Source organism: Mastigocoleus testarum BC008, from assembly GCF_001456025.1.
In the GTDB taxonomy this organism is placed as follows: Bacteria; Cyanobacteriota; Cyanobacteriia; order Cyanobacteriales; family Nostocaceae; genus Mastigocoleus; species Mastigocoleus testarum.
In genome coordinates, this window is sequence record NZ_LMTZ01000129.1 from 158,628 (window position 1) to 183,632 (window position 25,005).

The following is a 25,005-nucleotide window of genomic DNA, read 5'->3' on the forward strand; positions in this document are numbered from 1 at the left end:
ATTTGCAGTTATTTCTAATTACGATTTATATCTTTTAGATCCAATTCATAATTTAGCTGGAGAATATTTACCCCTGGCTCACCAAAAATACCCAAAAATCTTCCATCTGTATATTCCTTAATGGACCTCTCTATTTCGCGTTTTTCCTGTTCTTGTAAATTCCTTGCAGATGCAACTCGATCTATTTGTGCTTCTGCAGCTTCTACGGAAATGTGAGGGTCTAAACCAGAACCGGAAGTGTATATTAATTCCGCGAGGGGTGGAATATTTTCTTCTCTGAGTAATTCGGCTTCTTCTAGTACTCGTTGCTGTAAACTTGGATCGCTGGGAGCTAAGTTACTGGCTCCGGACACTCCTGTTGGTCTACCTCTTCTACCGATACTGTAGCGGACTGCACTTGGTCTTCCCTGAAAATATTTTTCTGAAACAAATTTTTGTCCGATTAAAGTTGAACCATAATTTTTCTCGTGAATATTTTGTTTGATGTTACCATTTGCCTGTTCTGGGAAGAAGACTTGACCTACCACAAGTATGAATAAAGGATAGATAAATGCTGTAAGTAACCAGAGAAATATGGTGACACGAATTGCTTTAAAGATATCTTTGAGCATGGGGATTGGGGATTGGGGATTGCACTGCGTGCCGCCGCCGCAAGCGGCATAGAGCCTACGGCGTCGGCGGAGCCTCTGGTGACTGGGAATTGGAGATTGGGGATTGGAGATTGGGGATTGGAGATTGGTAGTTCAGTTATTACTACTTAATTATTAAAAAAAATTTTTAGCATTTATTTGTTAAGTATTTAGTTTAAAGATTCAATATTCAAAGTAACCCTGCTGAAGTTATTCCCATATCAATTATTTTTATCAGAATCAATGGTATGACTATTCCACTAATTCCATAAACTAAAATATTGCGCTGTACCATCTTATTCGGTGATAAATTTGTCGTTCTAACACCTATTAATCCAAAAGGAATTAAAATTGGAATAATTAAAGCTTTATAAATTAAAATTGAAAGTATTGCCGCTCTCAGGTTACTTAAGCCGAGTATATTAAGGCTTTCTAATTTAGCATTAGGAATTAATAAAGGGATAATAGCAAAGTATTCGGCAATTTTATTGGCAATTGTAAAGATAGTTATTGCCCCACGGGTCATTATCAATTGCTGACTAATTTGAATAATATCTATTAATTTGGTGGGATCGGAATCTAAATCTACGATACTTGCTGCTTCTCTTGCAGCTTGAGTCCCCGTATTCATTGCAATACCTATGTTTGCTTGCGCTAGCGCTGAAGCATCATTTGCTCCATTCCCAGTCATTGCTACCCGGTTACCCTCTGCTTGTTCGAGACGAATAACTGTGTTTTTAACTTCTGGAGTTGCATCAGCAATGCAGTTTTCTATTCCTGCTTCCCTTGCAATTACTGCAGCGGTAATATTGTTATCACCTGTAAGCATTAGGGTACGCACGCCCATTTTGCGCAGTCGAGCGAAGCGATCGCGAATTCCGGGTTTGATGATATCTCGTAAATAAATTACACCGAAGATTTCTTCATCTACTGCAACTGCTAGAGGTGTACCTCCTTGCTTTGCTACATGCTCAAAGGCTGTACCTACATCCGGAGTTACTTGTCCACCTTCATTAGAAACAAATTCTTCGATTGCTGAGACCGCTCCTTTACGCAGTTGACGACCGCTAGGAAGGTTGGTACCGCTCATCCGAGTAATTGGAGAAAATGGTATGGCTTGAGCTGCTCCACGCTCAAAATCTACCCTTGCACCTAATCTTTCTGCTAATCGGACGATAGATTTACCTTCAGGAGTATCATCGAAAATGCTTGCTGCTAAAGAAATATGGGCTAATTCTTCTAAGGAGTGATTATTAACTGGGATAAAAGATTCAGCGAGGCGATTACCCAGAGTAATTGTCCCTGTCTTATCAAGTACCAAGACATCGATATCCGAGCAAGCCTCGATAATTCTTCCAGAAGTTGCAATTACGTTAAGTCGTGCGGCTTTATCCATCCCAGAAATCCCAATAGTGCTGATTAGTCCAGCGATAGTTGTGGGAATTAATGCAATTAATAAAGCAATAAATACTGGGGTATCAATGGGGTTTTGCAGGTAGTAAGCAATTGTGGTTAGGGTGATGACTACCAGAGTAAACAATAAGCTTAAAAATACCAGTAATAAAGTTATTGTAATTTCATTAACTGCTTTTTTGCGTTTTTTACCTTCGACGTTAGCAATAATCCGATCAATAAAACCACGACCGGGAGGTGCAGTTACTCTTACGATCAGTTCGTCGGAAATAACCCGCGTACCACCAGTAACAGAGCTTCCGACATCAGATCCGGATTCTTTGAGAACTGGTGCAGATTCTCCTGTGACGATGGATTCATCAACACTAGCGACACCCATTGTCACTTCTCCATCTGCAGGAATAATATCTCCTGCGATCGCATAAATTGTATCGCCCCGTTGCAGTTCTTCAGAATCGACTTCAACAATTGAACCATCTGGAAATAATTTTTTAGCAGTAGTTTTTGTCTTACTGGAACGCAAAATACTTGCTAAAGCCTTTCCCCTACTTTCTGCTAATGCTTCTGCAAAATTACTAAACCAAAGGATGCAAAATAATGCTAGTGCAATGGAAATGTTAAATAAACGGGGGTTATCGTTGGATAATTCGCCAAATATATTAGGCTTAATTGCGAGTATTGCAGTAATTATTGTTCCAACGGCAACTACAAATAAGATGGGGTTTTTACTCAGATGGTGAGGATTAAATTTCAAAAAAGCATATTTGATTGCTCGTAGATACAGTAGTTTGCTAATTTTTATTTCCCTGTGTGATCGCGTGCGGCGATCGCGGGATCGAGAACGCGAACGTTTGGGTGTAGGAGGGTTTGCCGATTGCATTATCTGATGGTGGTTAACTATTTATTTTGATTTGGTGTAACAAAAATATCAACTGAATAACTGGTAATTGGTAGTTGGTGATTTATCAAATTTTCATAACAAATTACTGATGAATATTACAAGACATAGATATAAATTTAATACTTATAAATCCGATTTAAAAGTAATAAATCAAAAACTTACAGTTCAGAAACTTATAAATCAAAAATTTATAAATCGAAAATTTATAGTTAAAAAAACTTAGAAGTCAAAAACTTACAATTGAGAGACGTCATAAATCAAAAACGGAAAAATACAAAATCACACATTGCAAGTTACAAATTACAACTCACAATCACTAATTACATCTTTAATATTACAAATCAAGATATAAATTCATTTTAGTCCTGCAGCAATTTTAAAATTTTCTGCAATTGGACCTAAAGCAAGAAATGGGAAAAAACTTAAAAATCCTAAAATGAAAATTAATGTGATACTAATGCTTGTCAATACAGAATTATTCAGTTTTAATTTATTGGATTTCTCTGGAATTATGGGTTTACGCAGCATAATGTCAGCTAGCAAAAGAATCGCGATCGTAGGCACATAACGACTAATTAGGATGCTCGCAGCGGTACTTAAATTCCACCATAGAGTATTATCTTGTAAACTTTCTAAACCTGAACCATTATTAGTAGCAGCTGATGTAAATTCATAAATTACTTGGGATATATTATGAAATGTAATATTGTCTACACCCCATAATGTTTGAGGGAAAGCTAAAGTAATTGCCGTGGGTAATAAAATTATGAAGGGATGGATGAGAAGAATTAAGCTACAAAGTAAGACTTCTTTTCTGCCAATTTCTTTGCCCAAAAATTGGGTATTTTTCCCAACTAACAATCCTGCTACAAATACAGTTAAAATTTCAAAAATTACTAAATAAACAATTCCAGTTCCTTGTTTGCCCCAAATAACTTGTACAAACATACTTGAAAGGTTAACAAAAATACTTATTGGCATTAAAGAATCATGCATTCCATTAACCGCACCAGACATTGTCGCAGCAGTTGTAACTGTCCATAGTGCAGTTTGTGCCCAACCAAATCTCAGTTCTTTACCTTCCAAATTAGGTTGTTCTAATCTTAATTGTGCATTAATAATTGGATTGCCTCGTAATTCTCCTACTGCTGTAATTCCTACCAAAATGATAAAGATTGCAAGCACCATCCAAAATAACAACCAAGATTGTTTGCGGTTGTTGCTAAATATACCATATGTATGAATTAATGCTGCGGGAATTGCTAGCATGGCAATAATTTCAATTAAGTTGGAGCCACCGTTAGGATTTTCAAAGGGGTGGGCAGAATTAACACCAAAAAAACCACCTCCGCTGTTTCCCAAAACTTTAATAATTTCAAAAGATGCTACGGGACCTCTGGCAATATATTGTCTAATACCTTCTAAAGTTCTAACTTCGACCGGACCTGCAAGAGTTTGTGGTACTCCTGAAATTAATAAGGTGATCGCTCCCACAATAGATATTGGTAAAAAAATACGCGTAATTGCCCGGATAATATCAACATAAAAGTTTCCTAGAGGTCTACCTGTTATACCGCGAATAAAAGCGATCCCCACTGCTAAGCTCGTTGCACAGGAGGTAAACATGAGAAATCCGACACCTGCGATTTGACTAAAATAGCTTAAGGTTTTTTCTCCAGCGTAATGTTGTTGACCGGTGTTAGTCAGAAAAGAAATAGTAGTGTGTAACGTTAAGTCCCAATTCGGAGCGCCAAATTGGTTGGGGTTTAAAGGTAGATCGCCTTGATAAGCAATGAGAAAATAAACTGCAGTACCCATGAGCAAATTAGTAATAATTGCTGCCCTTGCATACTGCAAACCTTTCATATTTTCTTCTTCTTTTACACCAACTAATTTATAAATTATTTTTTTCTCTAAAGGATTGATAATATTATGAAGTAGGGTTTTTTCTCCAAGGAATACGCGAGCTATGTACTTTCCTAATCTTGGAGAAATTATAATCAGTATTAATAACGTGAAGCCAATCTGAAAAAAACCTTGTCCCATTATTCCCAAGTCCAGATACGATATTTATTGACTCAAAAATCAGGCATCAAAATAAGATAATTTTGATACGTTTTTTGTCAATAAGTGATGAAGAGAATATGTTTAGTTTGTGTTGTACTATGAAGCATTCGCTAAAAATAACATTGATGATATTTTTAGTAATGAAGCATATCACCTATGTACGTTGATTTCGAACCCAGAACAACCAAATTTATATCAAATCTTATTTGGTGAAGGGTAGTTTTTTATTCTCAGAGATATTTTATATACAGTAAACCCGTTCCACAAGATGTTTGTCTTACAAAATTGGGGATTGGGGAATAGGGATTGGGTACAGTGGTGACAGAATTATGGACTGTTGCGGCTGAAGTCAGGAGTTAGGAGTCAGGAGTTAGGAGTCAGGAGTCAGGAGTCAGAAGTTAGGAGTTAGAAGTCAGGAGTCAGAAGTCAGAAGTCAGAAGTTAGGAGTTAGGAGTCAGAAGTTAGGAGTTAGGAGTCAGAAGTTAGGAGTTAGGAGTTAGGAGTCAGAAGTTAGGAGTTAGGAGTTAGGAGTCAGAAGTCAGGAGTCAGAAGTTAGGAGTCAGGAGTCAGGAGTTAGGAGTCAGGAGTCAGAAGTCAGAATTGTGCGCGGTAGCGCACCGCTTTGCTAACAGAAGCCAGGAATCCTGAATTAGGAGTTTGGAATTCATCTGTTTAACTTAAACCTAAATCCAGTGGTAACTCCAAGGGAATTTGACCCAATGAACCTCTGCGAAAATCAGTTAAAATTTTTCTAGCAGCACGCTCCGCATCTCCTTGATATCGATTTTTAGCTAAAGCGTGCAAAAATTCGTCTCCAGTAAAACCACTTGGATCGATTTCATAACGAGACATCAATAGTTGTGCTGGTAAGATATTTGCTACGATCTCATCCTCCGTAGTTTCAGTTATTACTGTAGCCATGAGGTAATTTACTATATCTATAAATCCTGCTGCTACTAACTGGTTATCGTAGGATGCTTCACCAATATCATCACAGATAGCTAACTTTAGTGCTGCTTCTTGGTCTTCTAACTTAATGGGAATTACCCCAGGAGCATCAAGTAATTCTAATTCTTTCGAAATTCGTACCCACCTAAGTTGTCTGGTAACTCCAGGACGGGCTGCACTTTCCACAACTCGTCGCTTTACCAATCGATTAATTAAAGCTGATTTACCGACATTAGGAAAACCAATAACTACCGCCCGTACCGGACGTGGTAACATTCCCCGTTGACGTCTTTTCTGATTAATTTGAGTTCCTGCTGCTTGAGCTGCTTTGGATATTGCTGTTACCCCTTTCCCTTGTTGAGCATTGGTGAATAGTGCTCTTTCTCCCTGTTGCTTAAACCAGTCTGTCCAAATTTGTTTTACAGCGGGAGAAATCATATCTACCCGATTCATCACCAAAACTTTTGTTTTGTTACCGACCCAGTCATTCACCATTGGGTGGTGTGTGGCTAGAGGAATGCGAGCATCTCTAACTTCCAATACCACATCTACTAGTTTTAGTTGTTCTTTCAGTGCTTTTTCTGCTTTCGCAATATGTCCGGGATACCACTGAATCAAATTTAATTTATAGTGTTGGGTAATAGCCATTTTACTTGTATTTAATGGGATGTTTGATGGGAATGGAAGATTGAGAAATATTCAATAAATTTCGGAAAAATGCAATTTTGCCAAGATACTGAGAATGTAAAAGAATTAATAATGGATAAATATAAGCTGTTAACAAATAAATCTAAGAACCACTGAACTCATACAGATTTTTTAACAAAGCTTATACTCTATAAAGCTTAGACAAAGTTGTACATCTTGAAATTTCTCGGTCAGGATTCCAATTCTTTAGAGTGACCATGCCGAATTGCACCTTGGGCTGGTGCTGGAATTGAACCCTTTTCGGTACTGGGATTTTCAATTGATTGATGTAAAATGATGCGGTTACCATCAGGGTCGTAAGCGTAAATTTCTCTACCGTGGGAAGCTGTAATAATTTCTCCTGGTGGGGGATAACCTAATGCTGTAAATCGAGAAATAGCATGTTCTAGGTCACCGACTTCTAAACATAAACTTATTTTACCTTTTGCTCCATTATTAAATTCCGATAGGTGTATATCTTTTGGTCTGAAAATACCCAAATTTACACCAGGAATTTGGAAATTGGCATAGACTTTAGGGATGTAAGTTTTTGGTTGTTGTCCCAATATTTGAGTGTAAAAGTCAATAATTCTCTCAAGCTTGATTGTGGCTATAGTAACAAGTGCCTCGTTAAGTTGAATAGTCATTTGTTCGGAGTCAAGAAATCAGAAATCTATACTCTCATTATTTACTGGGTTATGTTTTTAAATTTAAGATAAAGCTTTGATCGCAATCTTTTAAATTGCAAACCCATGTTTGGTGAAGGCTAGGGATAAATCTTGTTAAATAAATTTCGGTGACAGAAAAAATACATCTAGCTTTTATCTCATTTTTTATTCAATAAAATAAACATCAGTGAAAATTATTTTTACTTTTTGAATCGTGGTATGAATTTAAACCATGAAGCTGGTATTCTTAGCCCGTTGTAAACATCAATGACAAAACTATTTTTTATAAACAAGAAGATAAATTTAAAAACTTCTCTCAATGTTACATTCTTTTATCGTTGATTGCGCAAATAGAGTTTATGAGAAATAATTTTGAATTTGTCGTCCAAGACTCAAATAAGCATTTATACCATTAAATAAAGAAAAAATAGTTATCTTCTAACTAAAGGATATGCATACGTTAGGCTAAGCATGTTCAACCTAACAAAACAGAAGTTTTGAGGAGAATGTTATGACTAGCACCTTACCTTCACCCGGGTCTCTTGAATCGCTACTAGATAAAGAAGCAAAAGATTTACTGACCTACAAGGCGAAAGTTTCTAAAGATCTGCTACATCTACCAGGCTCCGACTTCGTGGATCGGATTTGGGTAAATAGCGATCGCAATCCACAGGTTTTACGCGGTCTGCAACAACTTTATTCTACTGGCCGTTTGGCAAATACTGGCTATCTCTCTATTTTGCCTGTTGACCAAGGTATCGAGCACTCAGGTAGCGCCTCATTTGCTCCTAACCCAATTTATTTTGACCCCGAAAATATTATTAAGCTTGCAATTGAAGGGGGCTGTAATGCTGTTGCAACCACGTTAGGTGTATTGGGTATTGTCTCCCGTAAATATGCTCATAAAATCCCTTTCATCGTCAAAATCAACCACAATGAACTTCTAAGTGTTCCTAACCAATTCGACCAAATAATGTTTGCTGATGTGGAACAGGCTTGGAATTTGGGTGCAACAGCAGTAGGTGCAACAATTTATTTTGGCTCAGAAAACTCTACCCGTCAGATTCAAGAAGTTAGCCGAGCTTTTAAACGCGCTCACGAATTAGGTATGGTAACTATTTTGTGGTGTTATCTACGTAATAATGCTTTCAAGCAAGACAAAGATTATCATCTTGCTGCGGATTTAACTTCTCAAGCCAATCATTTGGGCGTGACTATTGAGGCTGATATTATTAAACAAAAATTACCTCAAAATAATAATGGTTATGCTGCAGTAGCGAAAGCGATCGGTAAAAGCTATGGTAAAACCCATGACAAAGTTTACTCAGAACTAACAACAGATCATCCCATTGATTTAACTCGCTACCAAGTTCTGAATTGTTATTGCGGACGTGCGGGTTTAATTAGTTCTGGTGGTGCATCTGGTAAGAATGATTTTGCAGATGCTGTTCGCACTGCAATCATTAACAAACGTGCTGGTGGGACTGGATTAATTTCCGGACGTAAAACTTTCCAACGTCCTTTCGAAGAAGGGGTTAAACTTTTCCATCTAATTCAAGATGTCTATTTATCTTCAGAAATAACAATTGCTTAATAGATATAGCAACAGATGTGGTTTTGCAGAAGTAGGGAAGAGGGAATTAGGAATTGGGAATTGAAGAATGTTTTTCCCAGCCAATTGTAGTGAACGCTATATCTTCCAACTTCATTATCTTCGTTATTCGGTTTAAATTTAGTGTTGGAGACGTACTGTAGTGCGTCTCTACATTACGTCTGATGAATTTTAGTTGTACTTTCTCTTGAACGCAAAAGCTCAAATATAGGAATTCACTATTTCTTATTCCCCTTTTCTTGTTGCCTTTATAAGTATTTTTTGTAACCTGAGAACTTTTAATACTTTCCGCCCTTAAATAGTATCATTTAGCTGAAACCTCATTACGAGTTCGAGCATATCATTGCGACAGGGGAGTCAATGAAGCTTCAACAAATACCTGGGAAAATCTTAGAAAAGATACTATCTCGTGCATTTCAATTAGCTGCTTGGGACAGAACATCACTTACAAAAATCCACAGGAGAAATGATTTACAACACATCGGAACAGAATATGGAGGGTGGGTTGTTCCAATTAATTTGCTTGATGCGCAGTCAATTTGTTATTGCGTTGGCTGTGGCGAAGATATATCATTTGACCTCGGGCTAATTGATAAATTTAATTGTCATGTCTTTGCATTTGATCCCACTCCAAGGGCTATTAAATATGTAAAAAATATGACTCTAAAAAACTCTCAGTACCATTTTTTTGAAGTTGGATTATGGGAAAAAGAGGATAAATTGAAGTTTTATGCGCCAAAAAACCCATCTCATGTTTCTCACTCACTCTTAAATCTTCAAAAAACAGATAATTATATTGAGCTAAAGGTTAAAAGATTGAGTCAGATGATGCAAGAAAATGGTCATGAGAAGATAGATCTTCTTAAATTAGATATTGAAGGGGCTGAATATAAAGTAATTGACTCAATCATTGAGGATCGCATCGACATTCGAATCATTTGTGTCGAATTTGATGAGTGCTTTAATCCAATTGACAATCGCTACAAAACTAGGGTCAGGTCATCCGTAAATAATTTATTGGTAAATGGCTACACAATGGTTTATTCCCAAGGTAAGGGAAATTATACCTTTGTCAGGACAAGCAGATGGCAAAAATAATCCTAAATTCTTGCCTACAGATATGATGCAAATTATACTAAAAATTTTTATTTCCTTGTTGCAAAACTGGTAAGCTGACAAATCTAGTGGTGTGAGAAAATCACAATGGGAATTCAAGCTCTGTTTGCTCAAAATCTATTTACAGCTGGTGGTGTTGTGATGATACCCCTGTTGGGATTCTCAATTTTAGCGGTGATGCTAATTATTGAACGTATTAGTTTTTGGGTGAGAATTAATCGGCGTCAAAGACTGGTGGTACGAGAATTCTTAAGCCTTTACCGTCAAAATAATGTTGTAGGTGCAATTGATAAACTCAGAAAAAATACTGATTTACCTATTTCCCGAATTTTTCTTGCTGCTTTAGAATTAGAACAACCCAACCCAGAAGAATTTCGTTTAGCACTCGAAAGCGAAGCGCAAGCGGAAATTCCTTTACTTAAACGCTTTCAAAATATTTTTGAGACTATAATTAGTCTTGCACCATTACTAGGTCTTTTAGGTACTGTATTAGGATTAATAGCTTCTTTTGCATCGCTCAATCTTGGTGATGTTGGGGGAACGAAAACCTCGGGAGTTACTGGTGGTATTAGTGAAGCCTTAGTATCTACTGCGTTTGGTTTATTTGTAGCAATATTTACTCTGTTATTTGCGAATACCTTTAGAGGTCTTTACCAACGTCAAATAGCGTCGATCCAAGAATATGGTGGACAATTAGAACTTCTCTATCGTCGACGCTACGAAGGTGGATAATAAAGATTATGTTTCTGCTTTGTGATTCTTTGAAGGTTGATTAACAGAAAAATAGGTAAATATTCTTCTAAACTCTTTTTTGATTCTAAACTCTTTTTTGACTCTAAACTATTTTTTGAAGACTACTTGAAAAGAATTTAAATATCCCCTGATGCTTTTTTTCAGGTATTTTTCCTGTTTTCTGGTTGTAATTACCATTGCTTGGTATAAGCGCCCGTGGGCAAAAAACATCCGGTTTCTGGTAACTCTTCCCGCACTATTGATATATTCGATTTCCTTTCCGGGGTGATTGTTATAACTGCGTATATTACGTTGGCTAACCAATTTACTTTGAGTCGTTTTCAAAGCCATTTGCTGAGCATTATCAAGTAATTCTTGGGGGTTAGCCATTTTGCCGTAGTTGTGCGGGAAATCGTTGTAAGCAACTACATATGCAACTTGCTGTTTGGGTGGTTTTGCTAAGAAAATTTGTAAATTAATTTCTCCCATGAAGGTTTTTTGAGTTTGATTCATTTTTTCCGGTTTTCCTGGCATTAATACTTGAAAAGTACCATCTGGACCGGTAAATACTTGCCATTTTGATCTAGCAGTTCTTGACAAAACTACTTGTGGTAAATGCATTTCCAGTCCAGCGAATCCAGTAAATATCAAAGTTGTAGCGATTAATGGTAGAAAAGTTTTTTTTGTCATAGTTTTTGCTTTTAAGATTGTTGATATTACTTATACGCTGTTAGGAAAGTTATAACCTATGACACCTATAACCTAAATTCGGAAATTGCTGATATCTGTTATTTATAAAGCAGTTTTTTCTTAAGTATTTTTACGGCTATATAGTTCGAGCTTGATTTGAGCGTAGAATTACTGAAAACTCTTGCTTCTAAATTTTTATCTCCCAGATATCGCACTATGTAATAAAGTTAGGAAATTGATAAATAATGACTTGCGCATAGCGCCATATGATTGTTATATGAAACGAATTTTATTCAAACTCCTAGGTATTAGTGGTGTTTCCTTCGGAGTAATCCTAGGATCCATAGTCATATTTTACTTTTGGGCAAGTTCTAGCAGCTATCCTCAAGAAAAATATGCAGAAGTTGTTAAATATAAAAACTCAGATTTTATTGATAATAATGACAATAATAATGTTTTTACAGTTGTTACTTACAATATTGGTTACTTATCGGGATTAACAAATAATACAGCAATTACTACTAGCAAAGAGCTGTTTGAAAATAATCTCAAAACTGTGATTGCAGCTTTAAAACCTTTGAAGCCAGACTTAGTTGCTTTTCAGGAAATAGATATAGATTCCAAACGTTCCTTTAACATCAATCAAGCAAATAAAATTGCTGAAGCTTTAAATTTTGCTCAAGGTGCAATCGCTATTAACTGGGATAAAAATTACGTTCCTTTTCCCTATTTTCCATTTTCGGCACACTTCAAGCGTATTTTATCAGGACAAGCTATTCTTAGCCGCTATCAAATTGAGTCTCACGAACGCATTGTTTTAGACAGAGTAACTGATAAACCTTTTTTTTATAAGGCTTTTTATATTGATAGATTGGCACAAATTACCAAAATTAATATTCAAGGTCGTTCTGTGATATTAATGAACGTTCACTTAGAAGCCTTTGAGACATCTACTCGTCAGAGACAAACTGAATTTATTCAAGAATTATTATCTCAATATGTTAATAAATATCCAGTATTACTAATTGGCGATTTTAACAGTACTCTCATTAACGGTAATAATCCCCAACCTACTATTAATTTACTACTAAAAAATCCAGACCTTAAATCAGCAGTTCCCCAGGAAAATTTAACTGATAAAAAAGCAATGACTTTCCCTTCAGATAAGCCCATAGCCAAATTAGATTATATATTTTACACTCCCAAAACTATAGAGGTTGTGGAATGGGGAATTATTTCTGAAGCGAAACAAGCATCCGACCATTTACCTTTGATGATGAAGTTTCGTTTTCGTTAACGGGTGTCAGTGATCAGTTTATGGCTTGCGCCACGCCCTTACGGGCTACAGTTAATGCGCAATACTTTATGCTAGGTCGCGCACGCAATACCTAGAGCCTGCGGCGACGGCGGAGGGAGCCTCTAGCTGCGCTACCTACGGATCCGGTACGCTAGAGCCTATGACTACGTCACCTTACGGATCCGGCGTCGGCAAAGCCTCTGACTAACGTCACGCAGGGCGCGCTTACGCGTTTGGACGCACTACGTGTTCGGCTAAGCCGCGTCAACAAACACCGTAGGTGCGTCTTTCGCCGCTAACCGCTAGGCGCTAACAGTTATCAGTTACCAATTACCAATTACCAGTTACCAATTACCAATTACCTGTTTCAATAATATGAGGAAATTATAATAAATTAATATCAATTCAATATCAATTGTTACGTAATTATCCCTCAAGATATTGTTTCCTTAATTAATCTATATCTGTGAACTCTGGTTCAAATAGTTGTGTTAATAGATTTAGCGAATTCAAATAACTGGTTAAATGCATTCGTTAACACACCTAAGTGTGAGCATTCTTTGACATTATCTGTCAATCAGTATAAGTGCTTACAAATTTTCTCAACCAGTCTGTCACAATCCGGAACAATAGGACACAAAATATATCGAGGTGTAATTTATGTCTGATATACCTAATGGCGGTCAAATGACATGGAGACCCCCTGGAGCCACCGAGCCAGCTTTACATTTACGACTTAGTCCTTCTGAACCTTGGCGCTCGTTTAAGGAATTTCCTGAGTACGCACTTAATGACCCACCAGGTTTTTCTGAAGGATATGCAACTTTTCTGAATTTACTTAAAAGAAACTGGCAGTCTCTGTAATCAAGAAGTATAGCAGGCAGGCTTCTCGACTCACATAGACTGCAAGTCCATTTACAGACTATAACTAAATGCCGATATTTTCATCACCACTTAAACATTTTGTAATGTTCGAATATGTGAGTATATCGGCCTTTATTTTGCTTATTTATCTACTTCATCTCAGAATGTGAACTACTACTGTTAATTAACCTCCTTCCCAAATCAAAAGCTGTCTTGAAGCTGCAACAAAACAGTTGAGATGTTTGGGTGGATATAGAAAATGATCGTAGGCTAGCGACATTTGTCTACTTGCTTCTTCATAAGGAACTTTACCAATTCCTGTACCCAGACCGGGACAAGCAACAGTGTTGATTTCATGTTGAGAATATTGGTTATGGCGACGCACCGCTAAAAGCATGCTCCACATCGCCACATAAGGAATATCTGTACCCACAATAGACATGGGGACTCGCATAGTTGGTGTATGTGCAAGAAATGGATGCTTAGGATTACCTGTTTCAACAATCATTGATGTTCCTACAGGTTGTTCTCCTAAATATTCTTGAAGAATACGCTCTTGTACTTTTTCCATCAACTGAATGCCAAAAAACTTGGTAATGGCTGCATCCATACCACCATCCATCATTCCGAAAGAATTAGCAGGACTAACCAAACAATCGAAAATAGGTAACCACTCAAAGTAGTTATTAACGATTTCTACATCAGCAAAGTAATTAAAATGTTTTTGAAAGGCTTTTGCTAGTAATACATTAGGTGCGACTAAAATCAGTTTCAAGCTTTATTCCTCCGCTTGAATACTTATTATACCAGCGTTAAATTTGAGCAATATCTAATTTTTGTTGCAATTGAGTTTTTAGTTCTTTCTCTTGCTCGATCGCGATACCGGGATAATCTTGATTTAATACTACTTGTTTTTCTCCAGAGTTTACTGGTTGCCATAGTACCCAACGACTCCCCATAGGTAAAGAAGATAAAGTGAGGGGGTTTTGGGTTAGCCAAATTAACGGGAGTTTTGGTAATTCTTGGTTGCAAGTATCTTCTAAAGGATTAGTTGCTGCTAAGGTTTCTAAAACCAGGCGTTCGACCCTAACTAAACTTGTTTCAGACGTCCACAGTTGCACTTGTATTGTATTTTTCTGGGCATAAAAATACATAGATGCTGCTGCAATTACTGCTTGTTCAAAATTCTCAGTTTCCCATTTACTCGCACTATCTAAAGCTATAATAATCTCTTGCCCAGAGGTCACTAATTCCAATTCCCGTACTCTTAGATCCCCCATACGGGCGCTGCTGCGCCAGTGAATTAAACGCATAGGATCCCCAATACGGTAAGGACGTAAAGAACGAGTTATTCCTTCACTTGCAGTATGGAAGGGTCTACCGTGAGGATAGTTAAATCTGCAATCTTCACCGATTTCATCAACTAAAGGACAATGACTTAAAGGTAAAACTGTGGGGTAAACAATAGCCCTAGCACTGCACTTATGCTGGCGACGCGACCAAAACAATCCAAAAGGTGCGCCTGTTGCGAACTCTATATTTTCCCAGCGATAGATACCTCTTCGCTGAGTTGGGTAGTAATATTGCCAACGGTAAGTATCTTGGGGTGAAATAATTTCAATTGCTTGGGCGATGGATTCCCCCAATATATAAGGCAAAATATCTTTTACTTGTATTAATCTTATTGGCTTTTTAGTAGAGTTAGTAATCTCCAATTCTACTGTTAGATCGTCTCCTGCTGTTACTGCTTGGATCGGTAACCGAGCAACAGAAATTCCTGACAAAAAACGTGGTGGTAAAACTGCTGCGATCGCTAACAGGGAAAAACTTACTGCGCTAATTACGTAGAGCCAGCCGGCCATAGTATTAATTGCTGCGGCAAAAAAACAAATTGCGATCGCTCCTAATACCATTCCACTATAGGCGGGAGCGCAAGCACGGGTTTCTAGCCAATTAATTATAGGTTTAAATATATTCATAGCACCCAGGGTAACCTATAATTTTGTGATGAGTAATGAGTAATGAGTAATAACTCCCAGCTTGCCTATTTAAAACTGAGCTAAAGTTATGCAGTTCAATTTTCTAGTAATGGTTAATGGGGATTAGTTATTAATAATAAGGGAATAGTTTATTGGTTATTTGGTGATAAGTAAGTAGTTAGCAATAAGCATTTACACTGACGCGGAGCGTATCGCACTAGTAAATCATCTTTTTCCTAACTTTTGAGTTTTTTTGGTAGGATTTCCTTTAAAAATCTGGAACAGCAACTAGCCAGTTTGTATAAAAAATCGGTACTGCCGTTTATTTTGCTCAGATGTCTAAAGACTTCTCGCGTCATAATCTCCAAGGTTGCTCCTTTAAAGGTAAAAACTTAGAAGGTGCAAATTTTAGCTATGCAGATATTCGAGGGGCTAATTTTACAAACGCTATCCTTAGAGGTTCTGATTTCAGAGGCGCTGAAGCTGGGCAAGAAAGGTCTTGGATGCTTTTTCTGACAGTTTTTTTATCATTTATAGCCATACTCCCAGCATTTACTGCTGGAATAACTACTATATTTAATCAAAGCTTACTTAATCCCAACCCTTTAGTTCATCTCTCTACTGTTGTAATTTTAATACTTCCATTTATAGTTACTACCACAAAGGGATTTCCAGCGTCCTTGGTATCCATTGCTTTTTCTCTAGGAATTTCTACTTTATTAGTAATATTTTCAACTTTTTCAACTTTATTTAATGATGGTACAACATTAGCTTTTATTTTCATTGCAATAGGAACGATAACTGGAAGTACCTCTATTGCTGCTTCTATAACTGGAGTAACTATACTAGCTGGAATTAAAGTGGCAATAATGGCTGGTATTACGAGTGTGATTGCATCTTTAGCTGGAACTGTCGTTGGTATGTTTTTCCTTGAAAAATTTGGAAGTGTCAGCAACTTCGAATTAGCGGCAGAATTAGCAGTTGCAATTATGGTTTTAATTGGTTCTGTTCAAGGTATATATATAGGTTGGCGAATACTAGTAGGAGATCCAAAATTTTCATTAATTTATCCAATTGCAATTAATTTTACTGCTATTGGTGGAACAAGTTTTCGTAATGCCGATCTAACAGATGCTAATTTTACTTCTGCCCGACTCAAAAGTACAGATTTTCGTAAAGCTAAACTAACTCGCACCTATTTCCATAAAACTAAATTACTAGATCGCGTTCGTCCTGGCACTTCTTATTTACAATATCCCCAAGTACGCCAATTAATTTTAACTGGACAAGGGCAGGATAAAATTTTTGACCGTTTGAATTTACGGGGAATTAATTTAAAGAAAGCTTTTTTAACAGACGCAAGTTTTATTAGCACAGACTTGAGCGAAGCTTGTTTACAAGATGGGGATTTATCCAGAGCGAAATTAGTCCAAACTCAATTAGATGCAACCGACTTTACAGGCGCTACTCTTACTGGGGCATACATAGAAGATTGGGGCATTACCAATGAAACCAACTTTCGTGGTGTAAGGTGCGAATACGTGTATATGCGCCTTCCTACAAAAGAAAATCCTAACCCCTTACGCAAACCAGATAACAACGCAGAAACATTTGCAGATGGGGAATTTGGTGATTTTATCCAACCAATTTTTGATACCCTTGACCTTTACCACAACCAAGGCGTTGACCCGCGTGCGATCGCTATTTCATTCAAACAGTTAGCTGAAAAAAATCCAGATGCTGAGTTGCGAATTGCCGGAATAGAAATACGAGGTGAAAGTGAAGATAAAGTTTTACTCCGTGCTAAAACCACACCCCTAGCTGATAAATCCCAATTAAGTGCAGAATATTTTGAAATTTATAATCAAGTTAAAGCTTTGACACAACAAGAAGTCCAAGCTTTAATGGCAGAGAAAGATCGCAGAATTCGTAGTTTAGAAAATTTTGTAAACACGGCTTTAAAAAGCCCTAGTTTTTATTCAAACACTCAAATAGAAGAGGTAAGTAATATGACTAATAACCCTGGTGGATTTTCAGTTGGTGGTTCTGTTGGTGGCAATATCAACAATGTTCAAGGTGATAATAACCGTGCTGTTCAAGGGGATAATAATCAGGCTGTTCTTGGTGATGGAAATCAAGTAACACAACAAAACCAAGTAAGTGCTGAAGTTGAAGCATCACTCACAAAAGCTGATATCGTAGCATTATTCACACAGTTGGAAAATTTAGTTAAAGCTGCTAAAGTTGATCAAGACACAAAAGAAACAGCGATTGAAGACATTAGTGCAGCGAAGAAAGCAACTGATAAAGAGGAACCGAAAAAGAACATAGCACTAGCTAATTTAGAAAGTGTGGCACAAACACTTGAAAAAACTAGCAAAACGGTAGATGCTGGTCAGAAACTCTGGAATAAAGCTAAACCTATAATTACCAAAATAGCTGGTTGGTTAGGTGCTGCTGCTAGTTCTTACTTGTTAAAGTTGTAAATCTGATTTATGAATCAGTTACCACCTGATAATTCTGATTCACAACAGCCTTCTGATGATTCATCTCAAAAGCAACAGGCTGATACTTCCAGATGGGATAATGTAGTTCAAGGTAATCAAAATCGAGTTGTTCAGGGTGATGGCAATCAAGTAATTGAAGGGGATAACAACCAGATTAGCCACACCCATATTTACCAAAGTCAGCAGGAAGCTTCCCCAAGACCACAACTCACCCGACAAGAATACCAAAATCGTCAAGCATTACTCACTAAAGTCAAGAAATTCTGGGTCAAGGGAGTTTTGGAAAAATCCCTTCGTAACCAGGTGCTGATTGAGTTTGGTTTAGACGATAGACCAGATGCGATCGCTAGTTCTTGGGAGGTTATTCTAGAAACTGAGGACTCTTCACCTCAACCCCTTCCGGAAGGTACTAAGGTTATTGATATCTTTGACGAAATTGGTGCAGGACGAACGCTACTAATTTTAGGGAAACCAGGGTCAGGAAAAACCACAACGTTACTCGAACTCAGTCGCGATTTAATTACCCGTGCTGAACAAGACATTAATCTGTTAATTCCTGTAGTTTTTAACCTCTCCTCTTGGGATAAGCAACAGAAGATAGCCGATAAGCAACAGACGATAGCCAATTGGTTAGTGGAAGAACTGAATAGTAAGTATGATGTACCTAAAAAAATTGGAAAAGCCTGGGTAAAGCAGCAGCAACTACTACCATTGCTTGATGGTTTGGATGAAGTAAAGGCGGAACATCGAGACGACTGTATCAAGGCGTTGAACCAATTCAAGCAGAATTATGGTGTTGAACTGGTGGTGTGCTGTCGGATTGAAGACTATGAATCTCTTTCTAACCGTCTGGAATTTCAACGTGCAGTTTATTTGAAGTCGCTGACCCCAGAACAAATCTATCATTACTTGGATAGTGTCAGGACTAATTTGACGGGGTTGAAAGCATTAATTCAATGGGATAGGGTATTACAAGAGTTGGTACAATCACCCTTGATGCTCAATATTATGACTCTGGTTTATCAGGGAGTAGCGGTTGAGGATTTGCCTAAAACTGAGGTGCTAGAAGAACGGCGCAAGCAGCTATTTGATAATTATATAAAACTGATGCTTAAGCGCCCTAATCGCTCGAAGGTTCAAGACAAATACTCACAAACCCAAACAAAGCGCTGGCTGATTTGGCTGGCACAGAAGATGGTTCAGAGGTCGCAAACAGTATTTTTAATTGAGCAAATGCAGCCAACTTGGTTAAAAAGTAGAGCAAAAAATTTTTACAGGCTAAGTCTTGGAACCATATTTGGAATTTTATTTGGGTTGATAAATCTATTGGCATTTACTTGGATGGCTGGACTGATACATGGATTAATATGGGGAGGAATATACTTAATTATTGGAATATTCGCTGGATTATTTTTAAAAGAAATCACGACAGTTGGAATTATTCAAGTTAACTGGAAAATAATCTTAATTCCCCCTTTAAAATTTGGAGTAAGTTTTGGGCTATTTATGGTGTTTTTTGATGTGCTATATAATTTAATGCATCAAGGGCGATTGCCAGATTTAGTACATATGCTGACATTTTTTTTGAAGGGTTCGCTATTTTTTGGGATTATGTTGTTATTGCAGAGAGTACTTCCTCAAATAGGAAGAAATATAGAATACTTTGTAATTGAAAAAACAACAAATCCCAATCAAGGTATTTGGAAATCACTTCAGAATGCATTGATGATATCTGTCAGTCTCTGGACACTTACTGGATTCGCAGTGGCACTAATAGCAAGACCTGAGGAGATAGCAATGAGATGGTTTAGTTTTAGCAACTATGGATTTGGTGCTGGGCTAGTTCTTGGAGGTGCGACTTGCATTCAACACTTTATCCTCCGCTTTATCCTTTACATCAATAATAACATCCCTTGGAATTATGGCCGCTTCCTCGACTACGCCACAGAACGCATCTTCCTGCAAAAAGTAGGTGGCGGCTATATCTTTATTCATCGAATGTTAATGGAACACTTTGCCCAAATGCAGCTTGAGAGCAGAAACCTTCAAAGCTGATTCCATTTCTGATATCGCATAATTTCTAAAGTTACTTTACTAATCCCCAATCGCCAGTCGCCAATCCCCAAATATAAAATATTGAATTTACATAAATTAATAGTAATTTTTGTGTAAAGAAGTTAAGATCGTACCACGGGCTTAACCAGGGCATTTTCAATGGTTTGCCAGACTACAAAGATAAAGAGAGATAAACAGGTTTTACAAGCGTTGTTTTTTAAAAATTGGCTGTAATGGCATCTACCACTGATAAATAGTTAGTAATTATCGGTTTGGCGAATAGAAAATATGATAAAGGGTAAAGGTTTGGGATTCCGAACCTCTACCCTTAATTTTTCCTAGGTATGTTTACGAGTTAAGTATTTTTACCGTCTCGCCAACTTCTTGGACATCTTACGCAAACGAATTGACTCGGGAGTTATTTCCACTAATTCGTCTGGCCCAATGTATTCCAATGCTCTTTCCAAGCTCATTTCTACGGGTGTTTGCAATTGGACCAATTCATCTCCAGTTGCAGAACGGTGGTTTGTTAACTGCTTGGTTTTGCAGACATTCAAGTCTAGGTCTTGAGGACGGTTATTTTCCCCAACTATCATTCCTTTGTAAACTTTAGTACCTGGGGTAATAAAGAAGGAACCGCGATCCTCAGCATTTTTCAGAGCGTAGAAAGTTGCAACACCTTCTTCAAAAGCAATTAAAACGCCATTACGACGGGTAGTAATTTCACCAATAATCGGACGATAATCCAGAAAACTATGGTTCATGATACCGTCACCGCGAGTGATACGCATGAATTCACCCCGGAAACCAATTAAGCCACGGGCGGGAATTACGAATTCTAGTTGGGAGCGTCCGTTACCACCCATTTGCATGTCTTGCATTTCGCCTTTACGCTGTCCGAGTCGTTCAATACAACCACCTACAGCTTCTTCAGGAACATCAAGAACTAAAAGCTCGTAAGGTTCGCAAGGTTGTCCATTAACTTCACGGTAAATTACCTGTGGCTGGGACACTTGGAACTCATAACCTTCCCGGCGCATGGTTTCAATTAAAATACCCAAGTGAAGCTCGCCACGACCGGAAACTTTAAATTTATCGGGGGAGTCGCTTTCTTCAACGCGCAAAGCAACATTAGTTTCCAATTCCCGCATTAGGCGATCGCGAATTTGGCGAGAGGTAACAAAGCTACCTTCTTTACCAGCAAAGGGCGAGTCATTAACCGAAAAGGTCATTTGTAATGTCGGTTCGTCGACTTTAATTAGTGGTAAAGCTTGGGGTTCGTTAGGACAAGTGATAGTTTCACCAATGTTTGCATCTGCAAAACCAGCAACAGCAACCAGATTTCCTGCGGATGCTTCTTCCATCTCAACGCGCTTGAGACCTTCAAAGCCCATTAGTTTACTAATTTTGGCTTTGACAATTTTGCCATCTTCTTTAACTAAAGCGGCTTGTTGTCCGGCCTTAATAACACCGTTATGAATTCTACCAATTACGATTCTACCCAGATATTCTGAGTAATCTAGGGTTGTAACCTGTAATTGTAATGGTTTTTCTGCATCGCCGACTGGGGGTGGAACGTGGCGCAACACAGCTTCAAATAAGGGTTGCATATCCTTGGGTTCATCATCCAAGTCATTTTTGGCGTAACCGGAAAGACCAGAAGCGAATAGGTAGGGGAAATCACACTGATCGTCATCAGCACCTAATTCTAAGAATAAATCTAATACCTTATCGACTGCACCATGGGGGTCTGCTTGGGGACGGTCAATTTTGTTAACTACAACAATTGGGCGCAATCCTTTTTCCAATGCTTTCTTTAACACAAAACGTGTTTGTGGCATTGGACCTTCGTTAGCATCAACAATAAGGATACAGCCATCTACCATACCGAGTACCCGTTCGACTTCGCCACCGAAATCGGCGTGTCCGGGAGTATCAACAATATTGATTAATGTTTCTTGATAGCGAACAGCTGTATTTTTAGAAAGAATAGTAATACCCCGTTCTCTTTCGAGGTCGTTGGAGTCCATGACGCAATCAGGAACGTCTTCCCCTTGACGGAAAATGCCGGACTGTTTCAGTAGAGAATCAACGAGGGTTGTTTTGCCGTGGTCAACGTGGGCAATAATGGCGACGTTACGAATTGAGAGCGTCATAGGAACATTCCAGAAATGCGGGTAATATAACTTAATATTGTGATCCAGCTCTTAATAACAGAATTCGGAAAATTTTGCTAATTCTGTAAACAAGCCTTAATAATTCTATCTCAATGTTAACGATCCACGTAAATTTTTGAAAGCAAAACTTTGGGGTTTAAAGTGGCGAAAAGTAGGTTAAATCACTACAAATAGAAGATTGAAGGCTAATATATGTATCACTTACAATTTTTTTGGTAAAAATTATTTAATTAATCATCCTAAAGTAGCTACATTGACTTTCACTGTTATGCGATTTTAATGGGAACTACTGAAATTATTTCTCTTATTACTACTCGATGAAGTTCTCATACCGATTCAATAAATTATTGCAACAGATCCTTCGATAGAGACCTTGCATGCAAGGTCTCTACAAAATATATCTGTCTCATTATTTTTCCAAATTGGTATAATGTTCAAAACATGTAATATTAGTTACTAGTGGTATGGATTGTTCAGTATCCAGAACCATGTTTTTGTTGTGTTAGGGACTTCCAAAAAATAATTTATACCATTATTTGTTGACTGTAGGGGCGCACCGACGTGCGCCCTGACAAGTCGTATGTTTTTTTACTGAAAGTCCCTTAGAGACAGCCTAACCCAACTTACATCAATTTAACTGCTTATTCTTTTGTAGTGTAATGACTTTCGAAAGCTTCTGAATCAACATGAGAGTCATTGTGGCTATAACTGGATACAGGTATGTTATCTGCAACTTTCTGTAAGTGTGTTTCTGGTTTGGCTCCATCTTGATGATGTATTAACTGCCCAACTTGAGATATTAATTCTCCTAATTTACCTTCTTCCAGTAGGTTATTTATCATGGAAATACCACTGGTTGAGAGAAGTAACTTATTAATATCGTCTACGCCTTTGCCATTATTATTCGCTCCTGGAAAAGAATAAATTCTGATATTTCCTAAAACTCCTGGTTGTGGTGCCAATGAGTGGACGATTTCTGGTAGTTTATCTGAAAGTTCCGGCCAGATGGTAGTGATAACTTGAGCACTTAAACTGGCATTACTAATGGTGTTTTCAGCAGTAATTTTTGCTTGTATACCTTCAGCTTCAGCTAAAGCTCGAATGCGTTCGGCATCTGCAAGAATACGAATTGATTCGGCTTCAAGTTCTGCAGCTTGTTGAGCAATTTCAGCTTGTCTGCGACGACGAAAAGCATCAATTTCAATGACGTTGCGATCGCCGATATTTTTTTCTTGGGCTTGTTCTTCGGCAGCTATTATAGATAGACTCTTACTGCGTTCGGCTTTTTCGATTTCACCGGCGGTCTTAACTGATTCTTCTGCTTTGGCTTGTTCAGCTTGTGCGACAAAAGTTTCTCGTTTTTTGTTCGCAATTGATATCGCGACTTCTTCTTGTGCGAGTCTTGCAACTTTTTCTGACTCCGCAATTTGCACTTGTGCTTGTAACTTGTTAGATTCTACGGTTTGTTGGCGGGTAACTTCTGCTAGCTCTGCTTCTTGTTTTTGATGGATTTGTGTAACCTTTAGTTTTTTGTTACGGTCTTCTAGGGCAATATCAGCTTCAATTTGGCTTTGTTGTACGGATAACTTCTTACGAATTTCCTCTTCTTCTACCGATTTATCCTGCAAAATTTTGCTGCGAAGGGTGGCTGCAGCTTCTTTATCTTTAGCTTCTTGAATTTCCCGTTGTCTTTGTGCTGTCAGGGCTTCAACTTGCAACTTTTGCTCTAATTCCGCTGTTTCTTTTTCTTGAGCAATTTGTAGAGATCGCTTTTGAGCATCTAGTTCTTTTTGCTCAATAGCTACTTGGGTAGTCAATTCCACTTCGCGCTTTTGTTGAATTGAGCGTTGAATAGTTTCTGTACGCAGACGCACTCCTTGAGCATCAAAGAAATTATTGGTGTCGTAGGTGTCGCTTTCTTCGATTTCGGAAATTGCAATGTTGTTAAGAGTTAAACCTACTTTCTTTAAGTCTTGCTGAGTCAAGTTCAAAACTTCTTCAGCAAATCCTAACTTGTCGGAATCTATTTCTGCTAAAGTTTTCTTCTTCGCAGCAGCCCTAATGGCATCATCAGCACGGGTTTCTAGGGCTTCTGTGATGTCTTCGGCTGAGATTTTACCTTGTCTGGAAAGTCGTGCGGCAGCAATTAGCACATCTTCTTCACTGGCATTTATGCAGACATAAAAAGTTACCCGCATATTTGCCCGTAAATAGTCTTGAGTACGAACTGCTAGTTTACCGGTACGCTCGACATTAATGGAAATTTCTCGTAACGGTACCCGTGTGAGTTCGTGAAAACCTGGTACCACAATGCAACCACCATTGAGAACTACGGTTTTCTTTTTCACAAAAATACCGCCAGTTCTCACAAAAGCCTCGTTATTCGGAGTAATCACATAAATCCGCGTATAAGACCAAATACTCAGTAATATGAGTACGATGATACCCGCGATTAACCCAGGGAAAACAAAGGCTTCATCGATTTGATTGAGGATTGGTTGGGTAGAAATTTGAGCAATATAGGGTGATGTTTCTACTGGTTTCTCAGCAATTAAAGTAAGTGATGTAGATGTATCATCACTAATATTGTACTGTTCTCCCACCAAGGTATTTGTAGGTGGTAGGGGTAATAATTCAATGAAAGTTAACCAAAACAGCATTTT

The 25,005-nt window shown here is 37.9% G+C and carries 17 protein-coding genes; 7 read left to right on the top strand and 10 right to left on the bottom strand.

Going from position 1 to position 25,005, the window contains the following annotated elements:
* Nucleotides 1–14: 14 nt before the first annotated feature.
* From kdpC to BC008_RS34040, 5 genes are all read right to left on the bottom strand, one after another.
* Nucleotides 15–617 (bottom strand): K(+)-transporting ATPase subunit C, encoded by a 603-nt coding sequence (kdpC, locus tag BC008_RS34020; RefSeq protein ID WP_027846020.1) that lies wholly within the window; start codon nt 615–617, stop codon nt 15–17.
* A gap of 202 nt (nt 618–819) precedes the next feature.
* Nucleotides 820–2,922, bottom strand: a complete 2,103-nt coding sequence (gene kdpB / locus BC008_RS34025; protein WP_027846021.1) for a potassium-transporting ATPase subunit KdpB — start codon at nt 2,920–2,922, stop codon at nt 820–822.
* A gap of 375 nt (nt 2,923–3,297) precedes the next feature.
* Entirely contained in the window at nt 3,298–4,989 is a 1,692-nt protein-coding gene (gene kdpA / locus BC008_RS34030; RefSeq protein ID WP_027846022.1) for a potassium-transporting ATPase subunit KdpA, read from the bottom strand.
* 693 nt (nt 4,990–5,682) lie between these two features.
* Nucleotides 5,683–6,606 (bottom strand): ribosome biogenesis GTPase YlqF, encoded by a 924-nt coding sequence (ylqF, locus tag BC008_RS34035; RefSeq protein WP_027844200.1) that lies wholly within the window; start codon nt 6,604–6,606, stop codon nt 5,683–5,685.
* 230 nt (nt 6,607–6,836) lie between these two features.
* On the bottom strand, nt 6,837–7,292 hold the full coding sequence (locus tag BC008_RS34040; protein WP_063800835.1) for a VOC family protein: 456 nt from the start codon (nt 7,290–7,292) through the stop codon (nt 6,837–6,839).
* A 532-nt stretch (nt 7,293–7,824) separates the two neighbouring features.
* Between BC008_RS34040 and BC008_RS34045 the strand changes: the two genes are divergently transcribed.
* From BC008_RS34045 to BC008_RS34055, 3 genes are all read left to right on the top strand, one after another.
* Nucleotides 7,825–8,907, top strand: a complete 1,083-nt coding sequence (locus tag BC008_RS34045) for a class I fructose-bisphosphate aldolase (protein ID WP_027844199.1) — start codon at nt 7,825–7,827, stop codon at nt 8,905–8,907.
* A gap of 378 nt (nt 8,908–9,285) precedes the next feature.
* Complete coding sequence (locus BC008_RS34050; protein ID WP_027844198.1) at nt 9,286–10,023, top strand: FkbM family methyltransferase; 738 nt, start codon at nt 9,286–9,288, stop codon at nt 10,021–10,023.
* Nucleotides 10,024–10,143: 120 nt separating this feature from the next.
* Nucleotides 10,144–10,773, top strand: a complete 630-nt coding sequence (locus tag BC008_RS34055; RefSeq protein WP_407657087.1) for a MotA/TolQ/ExbB proton channel family protein — start codon at nt 10,144–10,146, stop codon at nt 10,771–10,773.
* A gap of 108 nt (nt 10,774–10,881) precedes the next feature.
* Here BC008_RS34055 and BC008_RS34060 read toward each other — a convergent pair whose 3' ends face one another.
* A complete protein-coding gene (locus tag BC008_RS34060) occupies nt 10,882–11,463 on the bottom strand; it encodes a hypothetical protein (protein ID WP_027844196.1) in 582 nt (193 codons plus the stop codon).
* Nucleotides 11,464–11,740: 277 nt separating this feature from the next.
* On the opposite strand from BC008_RS34060, the gene BC008_RS34065 reads away from it, so the two are divergent.
* Together BC008_RS34065 and BC008_RS34070 are read left to right on the top strand one after the other, a co-directional pair.
* Nucleotides 11,741–12,760 carry an endonuclease/exonuclease/phosphatase family protein gene (locus BC008_RS34065; RefSeq protein ID WP_027844195.1) on the top strand — a complete coding sequence of 340 codons (1,020 nt, stop codon included), beginning with the start codon at nt 11,741–11,743 and terminating at the stop codon, nt 12,758–12,760.
* Nucleotides 12,761–13,420: 660 nt separating this feature from the next.
* A complete protein-coding gene (locus tag BC008_RS34070) occupies nt 13,421–13,624 on the top strand; it encodes a hypothetical protein (protein WP_058184153.1) in 204 nt (67 codons plus the stop codon).
* Nucleotides 13,625–13,808: 184 nt separating this feature from the next.
* Here the strand turns inward: BC008_RS34070 and BC008_RS34075 are convergent, their stop codons facing one another.
* Nucleotides 13,809–14,399 carry a macro domain-containing protein gene (locus BC008_RS34075; protein ID WP_027844194.1) on the bottom strand — a complete coding sequence of 197 codons (591 nt, stop codon included), beginning with the start codon at nt 14,397–14,399 and terminating at the stop codon, nt 13,809–13,811.
* 37 nt (nt 14,400–14,436) lie between these two features.
* Nucleotides 14,437–15,603 carry a DUF58 domain-containing protein gene (locus BC008_RS34080; protein WP_027844193.1) on the bottom strand — a complete coding sequence of 389 codons (1,167 nt, stop codon included), beginning with the start codon at nt 15,601–15,603 and terminating at the stop codon, nt 14,437–14,439.
* Nucleotides 15,604–15,938: 335 nt separating this feature from the next.
* On the opposite strand from BC008_RS34080, the gene BC008_RS34085 reads away from it, so the two are divergent.
* The gene (locus tag BC008_RS34085) at nt 15,939–18,089 is read left to right on the top strand and encodes a pentapeptide repeat-containing protein (protein ID WP_027844192.1); all 2,151 of its coding nucleotides are present in this window, start codon (nt 15,939–15,941) and stop codon (nt 18,087–18,089) included.
* Nucleotides 18,090–18,098: 9 nt separating this feature from the next.
* Nucleotides 18,099–20,165, top strand: a complete 2,067-nt coding sequence (locus BC008_RS34090) for an NACHT domain-containing protein (RefSeq protein ID WP_058184154.1) — start codon at nt 18,099–18,101, stop codon at nt 20,163–20,165.
* Between the two features lie 365 nt (nt 20,166–20,530).
* On the opposite strand, the gene typA is transcribed toward BC008_RS34090, so the two are convergent.
* Nucleotides 20,531–22,321: a translational GTPase TypA gene (typA, locus tag BC008_RS34095; RefSeq protein ID WP_027844191.1), complete on the bottom strand. Its 1,791-nt coding sequence runs from the start codon at nt 22,319–22,321 to the stop codon at nt 20,531–20,533.
* A 662-nt stretch (nt 22,322–22,983) separates the two neighbouring features.
* Nucleotides 22,984–25,002, bottom strand: a complete 2,019-nt coding sequence (locus BC008_RS34100) for a flotillin family protein (RefSeq protein WP_027844740.1) — start codon at nt 25,000–25,002, stop codon at nt 22,984–22,986.
* Between the last annotated feature and the right edge of the window lie 3 nt (nt 25,003–25,005).